At 66.3% G+C, this 8118-nt stretch carries 8 protein-coding genes; 4 read left to right on the top strand and 4 right to left on the bottom strand.

The features are described 5' to 3' along the window. From ACREE8_RS00300 to ACREE8_RS00285, 4 genes are all read right to left on the bottom strand, one after another. Positions 1–648, bottom strand: a 648-nt coding sequence (locus ACREE8_RS00300; RefSeq protein ID WP_431570971.1) for an ABC transporter ATP-binding protein, incomplete at its 3' end; no start/stop codon positions are given. Continuing rightward, on the bottom strand, positions 645–1562 hold the full coding sequence (locus ACREE8_RS00295; protein WP_431570970.1) for an ABC transporter permease: 918 nt from the start codon (positions 1560–1562) through the stop codon (positions 645–647). The genes ACREE8_RS00295 and ACREE8_RS00300, both read right to left, overlap by 4 nt. 73 nt (positions 1563–1635) lie before the next feature. Beyond that, on the bottom strand, positions 1636–2610 hold the full coding sequence (locus tag ACREE8_RS00290) for an ABC transporter substrate-binding protein (RefSeq protein WP_431570969.1): 975 nt from the start codon (positions 2608–2610) through the stop codon (positions 1636–1638). A 162-nt stretch (positions 2611–2772) separates the two neighbouring features. After that, positions 2773–3546 (bottom strand): MBL fold metallo-hydrolase, encoded by a 774-nt coding sequence (locus tag ACREE8_RS00285; protein WP_431570968.1) that lies wholly within the window; start codon positions 3544–3546, stop codon positions 2773–2775. Between the two features lie 202 nt (positions 3547–3748). Here ACREE8_RS00285 and ACREE8_RS00280 point away from each other — a divergent pair, with 202 nt between their 5' ends. The 4 genes from ACREE8_RS00280 (at position 3749) to ACREE8_RS00265 (ending at position 8036) form a co-directional block, all read left to right on the top strand. Next, positions 3749–4792, top strand: coding sequence for a hypothetical protein (locus tag ACREE8_RS00280; protein WP_431570967.1), 1044 nt, complete (start codon positions 3749–3751; stop codon positions 4790–4792). A gap of 127 nt (positions 4793–4919) precedes the next feature. Continuing rightward, positions 4920–5966 carry a hypothetical protein gene (locus ACREE8_RS00275; protein ID WP_431570966.1) on the top strand — a complete coding sequence of 349 codons (1047 nt, stop codon included), beginning with the start codon at positions 4920–4922 and terminating at the stop codon, positions 5964–5966. Between the two features lie 40 nt (positions 5967–6006). Beyond that, positions 6007–6630, top strand: coding sequence for a molybdenum cofactor guanylyltransferase MobA (mobA, locus tag ACREE8_RS00270; protein WP_431570965.1), 624 nt, complete (start codon positions 6007–6009; stop codon positions 6628–6630). Between the two features lie 38 nt (positions 6631–6668). Next, positions 6669–8036, top strand: coding sequence for a hypothetical protein (locus ACREE8_RS00265; RefSeq protein ID WP_431570964.1), 1368 nt, complete (start codon positions 6669–6671; stop codon positions 8034–8036). The last annotated feature ends 82 nt before the right edge of the window (positions 8037–8118 follow it).

Genomic DNA, 8118 nt, shown 5'->3' with positions numbered 1-8118 from the left:
GCCATGATCGAGCGCCTGGCGCATGGAATGGGTGACCAACAGGGTCGTCAGAAGCTGCGCCGAGACGATCGTGTCGGTCAGCTGCAGCACGAACTGCGCGGTCTTGGGATCGAGGGCCGCGGTATGTTCGTCCAGCAGCAAGATCTTCATCGGCCGCAAGGTCGCCATCAGCAGCGAGACCGCCTGGCGCTGGCCGCCCGATAGCAGGCCCATCTTGTCGGCGAGGCGGGCCTCGAGGCCGAGGCCCAGCTGCTTCAGCTTCTCGCGGAACAGCGCGCGCACCGATCCGCGCAGCGCTCGCGCAAAGCCACGCTTGCGCCCACGCGCGGCGGCCAGCGCCATGTTCTCCTCGATGGTCAGAGCCTCGCAGCTCCCGGCCATGGGGTCCTGGAACACCCGCGCGATCAGGCCGGCGCGCGCCGGTACCGACCAGCCGGTCACATTGGTGCCGCCGATCGTTACCGAACCGTGATGCGGCCGGACGTCGCCCGTCAGCGCGTTAAGGAGCGTCGATTTGCCGGCCCCGTTGGAACCGATGACGGTCACGAACTGGCCTGCGGGAATGCTCAGCGTCAGCCCCTGCAGCGCCCGTGTTTCCATCGGCGTGCCGGCATTGAAGGTTACGGTCAGGTCCTTGAGCTCGATCATGACGCGCCCTTTCCCGACGCGCCTCTTTTGGCCAGAAGCGTGCGCAGCGGGTTCCGGGCGCCGGGCAGGATGAGCGCGATAGCGACCAGCACCGCCGTGACCAGATTGAGATCGGAGGCGTTCAAGCCCAGCGCCGAGCTGTTGAGCGCGAGGGCGACCGCGATGCGATAGATGACCGAGCCGAGCACGCAGCCCATCACCCACAGCATCACGCTGCGGGTGCCGATAATGGCCTCGCCGACGATCACGGCAGCGAGGCCGACCACGATCGTGCCGGTGCCCAGCGCCACGTCGGCGAAGCCGTTCATCTGCGCGAAGAGCGCGCCCGAGAGCGCCACCAGCCCGTTGCTGATCGCCATGCCGAGATAGGTCATGGCGGCCGTGTCGATCCCTTGCGCGCGCGCCATGCGCGGATTGGCGCCGGTCGCCCGCATGGCCAGCCCCCTGTCCGAGGCCAGGAAACGCACCAGCAGCAGAGCGACGATCAGGGTCACGACACCGGCATAGAGCGGACGCAGAAAGAGATTGCTCAGACCCAGCCCCTGGAACGGCGTCAGCACGGTGGCTTCGTTGAGGATGGCCAGGTTGGGCTTGCCCATGATGCGCAGATTGATCGAATAGAGCGCGATCATGGTGAGGATGCTGGCGAGGAGATGGAGGATGCGGAAGCGCAGATTGAGCGCGGCGGTGACCAGGCCGGCGAGGCAACCGGCCAGGATGGCAACCGCGGTCGCGAGATAGGCGTCGCCGCCGGCGACGATGATCGTGCCGCTCACGGCGGCACCCAGCGGGAAACTGCCATCGACCGTCAGGTCGGGAAAATTCAACACCCGGAAGGACAGGAACACGCCCAAACCGACCAGTCCGAAGACCAGGCCGATTTCGATCGCGCCGAGGAAGGCAACGAGGCTCATCGCCAGCCGACTTTCATCTCGAAACCGAAGCTCCGCCTCCGCGTATCGCCGGAAGCGGGCCTCGAAGACCCGGTTACTGCACAACCTGCTTGGCGCGCTGCATCACCGCGGCGGGGATCGTCACGCCCATGGCCTTGGCGGCCCCTGGATTGACGAAGAGCTGGACCGTGTCGACGCCCTGCACCGCGATGTCGCCGGGCTTCTCGCCCTTCAGCACCCGCACGACGATCTTCCCGGTCTGGCGCCCGACGTCATAATAGTCGAAGCCGATCGCGGCGATGGCGCCGCGCGAGACCGAATCCGTGTCGCCGGCGAAGACCGGGATCTGGTTGTCGACGCCGACCTTCACCACCGAAGCGAAGGCGCTGACGATCTGATTGTCGGTCGAGACATAGATCGCGTCGACCTTGCCGATCAGGCTCTGGGCGGCGGTCATCACGTCGGAGGATTTCACGGCCGGCGCTTCGATCACGGTGAAACCCAGCGTCGCGCCTTCCTTCTTCGCCAGATTCATCAGCGCCACACCATTGGCCTCGCCGGGATTGTAGGGCATGCCGATGGTCTTGGCGTCGGGCAGGATCTCGCGGATCAGCGCCAACTGCTTGCCGACGGGCGCCAGGTCGCTCATGCCGGTGACGTTGCCGCCGGGCTTCTCCATGTTCGAGACCAGCTTCGCGTCGAGCGGATCGGTCACGGCGGTAAAGACCACCGGAATGTCCTGCGTCGCCGCCACGACCGCCTGGGCGGAAGGCGTCGAGATCGGCACGATCACGGCCGGATTCTCGCCGACGAACTTGCGCGCGATCTGGGCGGCGGTCGAGGGATTGCCCTGCGCGCTCTCATAGACGAAGTTCAGTCCATCGCCGGCATAGCCTTCGGCCTCGAGCTCGTCGCGCACGCCGTCGCGCACCGCGTTCAGCGCCGGATGGTCGACGATCGCCGTGACCGCGATCAGGACGGGATCCGCGGCGCGGACCTGGTAGGTGCCGAGAACGAGGGCGGCCAACGCCGCCGCGCCGGCCATCAGGCCCCAACGCGAACGCTTCATGGATTCCTCCTGGAGGATGAAAACGAGGCCCACGCGCCCTTCGAGGGCCTGCATTCCGGGAGCCGGCTCGGGCTCGGAACATGCCGGGAGCCCCCAGCCTCGTCAAGGCGCCGGCCGGCGCCTGGCGCCGGGAAAGGGCCGTTTTCCGGAGGCTTGGTCGGCTCAGGCCCGTTTGGCGAGATAGGCGTCCACCAATTGGACGAGCCGCTCCCGGCCGAAGCTGGGGTCATGGCCGGCATGGACGATCTCGACCGGAAGCTCGCGCAGCCGCTTCATGGTCCGGACATAGGTCGGGATATGGGCGCCGTCGATTTCGTCCAGGAGCGGGCCGTCATAGATCGCGTCGCCGGAGAACAGCGTCCCCGTGGCGGCCTCCCAAAGGCCGATGCTGCCGGGCGAATGACCGGGAAGATGCAGCACCTCGAAATGCCGGTTGCCCAGATCGACCACATCGCCCTCGGTCACGACCTCCGTGACCGGCGCGTCCTTCATCGCATAGCTCGCCAGATCGTAGCCCGCATAGGGCAGGGCCGTGATGAGGTCGCCGTCGAAAGGATAGCCGGCCTTGGCCAGCTTGCGGACCTCCTCCGCTCCCATCACCGACGCCAGCAGCGTGCCGCGATCGGTCGGCCGGCGCAGATTGTCGGCCTCGAGCTCATGGACCAGCGTGTGCCGGAACTCGTGATGGTTGCCCACATGATCGGTGTGGGTGTGAGTGGCGACCGCGGTCACGTCCTTGTCCAGGAGATGCCGGGCTGCTTCCCGGAGGCTGACGATGCCCATGCCGGTATCGATGAGCAGATCGCGGTCCCGGCCGCGCAGATGCCAGATGTTGCAACGCATCAGCGGGACCACATGGGGCTCGAGCAGAAGCGTGATGTCGTCGCTGATGCGGGTGATCTCGAACCAGCGGTCGGCAATCGGCAGCAGGGGCATGAGGGTGATCCAGGGATGTCGAAGGGCCGCCGACGATAAGGTCCGATCTCCGTCCTGGCAATCGCCGCCACGACCCGGACTCGCGTTGTTTCCCTTCGACCCCGGGAGCGAATTTCCAATTCCAAATCGGTCGCAATTCCTGCCATAAATGCAGTGTGCCATCGCCAGGGTGGCTGGGCCGGGTTGGGGTGGGGAACTGGCATTGCAGAAGGTCGTCGTCCATATCGGCGCGCCCAAGGCCGCCTCGACGAGCATTCAGTCTTTTCTTCGGCAAAATGCCGGCCGCCTGCGCGAGCAGGGTATCTGTCCGCTCGACAAGTTCCTGGCGCCCATCGAGCCGGGTGACTCCGCGCGCATGGGGCCGCAAATGCGGTCGGAGGAAATCCTGGTCGGCGCCGGCAGCGCCGCGGAGAAGACCGCCAGTTTGGCCGATCTCTATTGTTCCGCCATCGGGACAGCCACGCGGGCTTCCGGATGCGACAGGATCGTCTTCTCCGCGGAGAACCTGGCGCGCCTCAGTGCGGAGCGCGACATCGTGATCGCGGCCTTCCAGCAGGTCGCCCGGCGTTTCGATCTGCAGGTGGTTTTCTATGCGCGGCGGCCGGATGTCTGGCTGGAGTCTTGCTGGAAACAGTGGACCCTCAAGGTGTCCAGGGCGTCCCCCGCGCAATGGTCGCTCGAATGCGCCGAGCAGGGAATTCCCGATTTTCTGGGAGAGGCTCGCGCCTGGTCGACAAGCCTCGGGCGGGAACGGCTGTTCGTCCGCGTTCTCGATCCCGCCGTCTTGTGGGGCGGGGCGGTGTTGGAGGATTTCGCCGATCTCCTGGGGGCGGGCGACCTCGATCGCGATCTCCCTTCCGAAAACCGGATGCTGCATCCCGCGCTGTTGCGCTTCTTCCATCGTCATGCCGATTTGCTGTTTCACGGACCCCATGATGGGCGACTCTTCCATTGGGCCGAGAGCGCCCGGCTGTTCGCGAAACCCGGGCAACGCCTCCTGAGCGCCGCCGTCCGTCATCGAGTTCTGACCCTGCTATCGGAGAACAGCCGCGCGCTCTTGATGGAGTTCTGCCCGAAGGCAGCGCCCGCACTGATGGGAAGCTGGTGCCCCTCGGGAACTGCCACGGTCACGGCGAGCGATCTCGGCCCCTCGAAACCGGTGCGGGGATTGGCATTGATGGAGCGGCTGGCGGCCCGGGGCCTGTCCCAGTCCCTCCGGTTGCAAGGCTGGCGATCGAAGCGCTGAGCCTGCCGCCGGCGCCGGGCCCGGCCGAGCTTGCCCGGTCGTTTTCGGAATCGATTCGCGCGCAAATCCTGCCATAAAGGCGGGAGCCGTCAGGGGATGGTGCCGCAGGTCGGGTGGGGATCCGGTATTGCAGAAGGTCGTCGTCCATGTCGGCGCGCCCAAGGTCGCGTCGACGAGCATTCAGTCATTTCTCCGGCGCAATGCCGGCCGGCTGCGCGAGCAGGGGATCTACCCGCTCGATTCTACGCTCCTGCCGATCAAGCCCGACGGGACTTCCCCCATGGGCCCGGATCTGCAATTCGAGGCGATCCTCGGCGGGCCCGACGACGTCCGCAAAAAGACGTCGGCGCTGATCGATCGCTACTGTCAGGCCTTCGACGCCGAGGCCAGGAATGCCAAGGGCGGCGTCATCGTCTGGTCGGCCGAAAACCTCACGCGCCTGTCGGCGGATCGCAGCGTTCTGCTCGCGGCATTCCGCGAGGTTTCCCGGCGCTTCGATCTCGAGGTGATGCTCTATGTGCGCCGGCCCGACCTCTGGCTGGAATCCTATTGGAAGCAATTCGCGCTCAAGATTCACCAGGAGTCGCCCGCGCGCTGGGCGCTTCGACGCGCCGGGACCGGCTATCCCGATTTCCTCGCGGCGGCGCGCGCGTGGGAGGAGGCGGTGGGGCATGACCGGATCGCGGTTCGGCCGCTCGATCCCGCGGCGCTATGGAACGGCAGCCTGCTCGAGGATTTCGCCGCCCGGCTTGGGGCCACTGGGCTCGATTGCAGCATGACCAACGAGAATCGCATGCTGCATCCGGCCTTCCTGGCCTTTTGCCATCGTCATGCGGATATTCTGTTCCTCGGTCCCCATGACACGCGGCTTTTCGATTGGGCGGAGGTCGTGGGCTTGTTCGCCAGGTCCGACAGCCGCATTCTGGGCCCCATGGTCCGCCAGCAGGTCCTGGCGCTGCTCGCCGACAATAATCGCGCGCTCCTAACGGAATTTTGCCCTGTCGAAGCGCCAGCGTTGATGCCCGACTGGTGCCCGGCGCTCGGCACCGCCGAGATTCCGGCGAGCGATCTCGATCCGCCGCAATCGCCCGGCCGGTTGGCGACGTTGGAGCGGATCGCGGCCTGGTTTCTGGCGCAAGGCTTGCGCGTCCACAGCGGACTGATCAAACATTGAGAGGTGGGCGCCCCGCCCTCGATTGGCACAAAGGCTTTCCATGCCTGACGCACCCCCTGTCGTCGGTCTGCTGCTCGCGGGCGGGCTCTCGCGGCGCATGGGTGGGGGCGACAAGTCGTTGCGTCTGCTCGCGGGCCGCCCGGTCCTCGCGCATGTGATCGAGCGCATCCAGCCGCAGGTTCGCCGGCTCTGCCTGAACGCCAATGGCGACCCGTCGCGCTTTACGATTTATGGTCTTCCCGTGGTGCCCGACAGTGTCGAGGGTTTCGTGGGGCCCTTGGCCGGTGTGCTGGCGGGTTTGGACTGGGCGGCTGCCAACGCGCCGGACTGCCACTGGGTCGCGAGCGCCCCCACCGACTCGCCCTTCCTGCCGCGCGATCTGGTCCGGCGCCTGCTGTCGCCTTGCCTTGCAGGCGAAGCCGATATGGCCTGCGCCACGAGCGATGGCCAGGCACATCCTGTGGTGGGGATATGGCCGGTCTCGCTTCGTGCCGAGCTTCGACGCGCCCTGGTCGAGGAAGGAGTCCGCAAGGTCGATCTCTGGACCGCGCGTTACCGGCTTGCGCAGGTCGAGTTTTCGTCGGAGCCTGTCGATCCCTTTTTCAATGCGAACCGTCCGGAGGACCTGGCCGAAGCCGAGCGGCTGGCATCGTTGGCGCCCTGAACCTCGCGAAAATCCTTCCCCTCACTGCAGAACGACCCATGTCCCTTACCTTGAAGCGGCTCCCGCTCGATCTGCGACCGATCCTCGGGATTTTTGTCCTGTTGTCCGTGCTGGGAGCCGCGGCCACCGCCAACGCCGCGGTTCCCACGGCGGAGCAGAAAGCCGCGATTTGCGGATCGCGGTCGAGTTGCAAGATCACCAAGACGACCGATGCCGGCAAGGACAGTGAGGGCAAGGCGCTGGCCGTCGTGGAGCTGCATCTGGCACTGGCCGACCGGCCGGCCGAGGCACCGGAAGAAGGCTGCTTCTCCGACCCCGATTCCGACGCCAAGGATGGCGGCATCGAATATTGGCTGATCAGCGCGGGCGACGCGCCGCTGCGGTTGATGTCCCTCTGCAATGACGGCTATGGCGCGGCCGGCGTGGGCGAGGACGAGGTCACGATCAAGGACAACCGCTTGATCCATGACCAGAGCGGCGGCTCGGCCTGGCGCTGGGAGGCGGTCGTGACCTACAGCCTCTCGCCCTTTCGCGAATTGCGGGAACGCAGCTGCTCCTTCAACACGGTAATGCCGAACTCGGGCACGGTGCTCGATCTCGACATGCGAAGCCTGCAGGCGCGTTCCCTGGGGTGGCAGGAATCCGCGAACGCGGCCTCCGACGAAGACGGGGAGATGGGCTGTCCCGACTGGCCGGACTCGCTCGACCGCAAATTCGTGGCGCAGCCGACCTCGGACAGCGTGGCCGCCTATGTGGTGCCGGCGCCCTTGGGCAGCGCTGCCGATCCCGTCGCGACGGGGACGGTGCTGGGCAATTGCTCGCTCGAGCTTTCCACCGACGGCAAGAGCGGGTTCCTTGTCTTCGGCAAGCCCGCCGACGGCGAGGCGAGTGCCGATATCCGGATCATCGCGCAGGGCTATAACGAGTTGCTGCTGCAGCTTTACGATCCCACGGCGGTGAAGGAGACCGCCGCCGCCGAAGGCAAGTCCTGGGTCCAGGCGCCTCATTTCGAGATCTGGACGGCCGTCGAAGCGCAGAGCGCCGACGAACCGGCCGGTGTCGATTACTACCAGCTCGGTATCGGGCTCGACGGCAAGCTTTATCCGGGCGCGGGCAAGCCGGCCGACCTGCCGGTCGTGGAGCGGTGGTCCGGTACGGACGAGCGGGGCCGGGCCGTGCAACTCTTCCGGCTGCGTTGGGAGGACCAATGGGCCTTCCTCGCTGGCGTCGGCGTGGTCTACTCGCAGTCCCTCAACGGGAAACAGGCGCGGCTGGTCTCGACCGCCGGCATCGTCAAGAACCGCCCGCTGATCCTGCCGGCGGTCTGGGCGCATCAGCCCGAGGAGACCGGCCAGGGCGGCGCGCATTGCGCCGTAGAAGGCAAGATCCTGACCGTTCAGCCCTAGAGCAAGATCGGATCGGCTTGAATCGAGCTGATCCGTGAATCTTGCTCTGATTCAAATAACTAGAGCCTGGTCGTCTCAAGTC

The organism is Hypericibacter sp. (assembly GCF_050729195.1).
Lineage (GTDB): Bacteria > Pseudomonadota > Alphaproteobacteria > Dongiales > Dongiaceae > Hypericibacter.
The sequence above is the reverse complement of the archived record's forward strand: the minus strand, read 5'-3'. Positions and strand labels throughout refer to the sequence as shown.

What these genes read in the sequence shown, in the direction of transcription:
- ACREE8_RS00290 (WP_431570969.1), bottom strand. Translation starts at nt 2,610, where the DNA reads ATGAAGCGTTCGCGTTGGGGCCTGATGGCCGGCGCGGCGGCGTTGGCC.
- ACREE8_RS00265 (WP_431570964.1), top strand. Translation starts at nt 6,669, where the DNA reads ATGTCCCTTACCTTGAAGCGGCTCCCGCTCGATCTGCGACCGATCCTC.
- mobA (WP_431570965.1), top strand. Translation starts at nt 6,007, where the DNA reads ATGCCTGACGCACCCCCTGTCGTCGGTCTGCTGCTCGCGGGCGGGCTC.
- ACREE8_RS00295 (WP_431570970.1), bottom strand. Translation starts at nt 1,562, where the DNA reads ATGAGCCTCGTTGCCTTCCTCGGCGCGATCGAAATCGGCCTGGTCTTC.
- ACREE8_RS00285 (WP_431570968.1), bottom strand. Translation starts at nt 3,546, where the DNA reads ATGCCCCTGCTGCCGATTGCCGACCGCTGGTTCGAGATCACCCGCATC.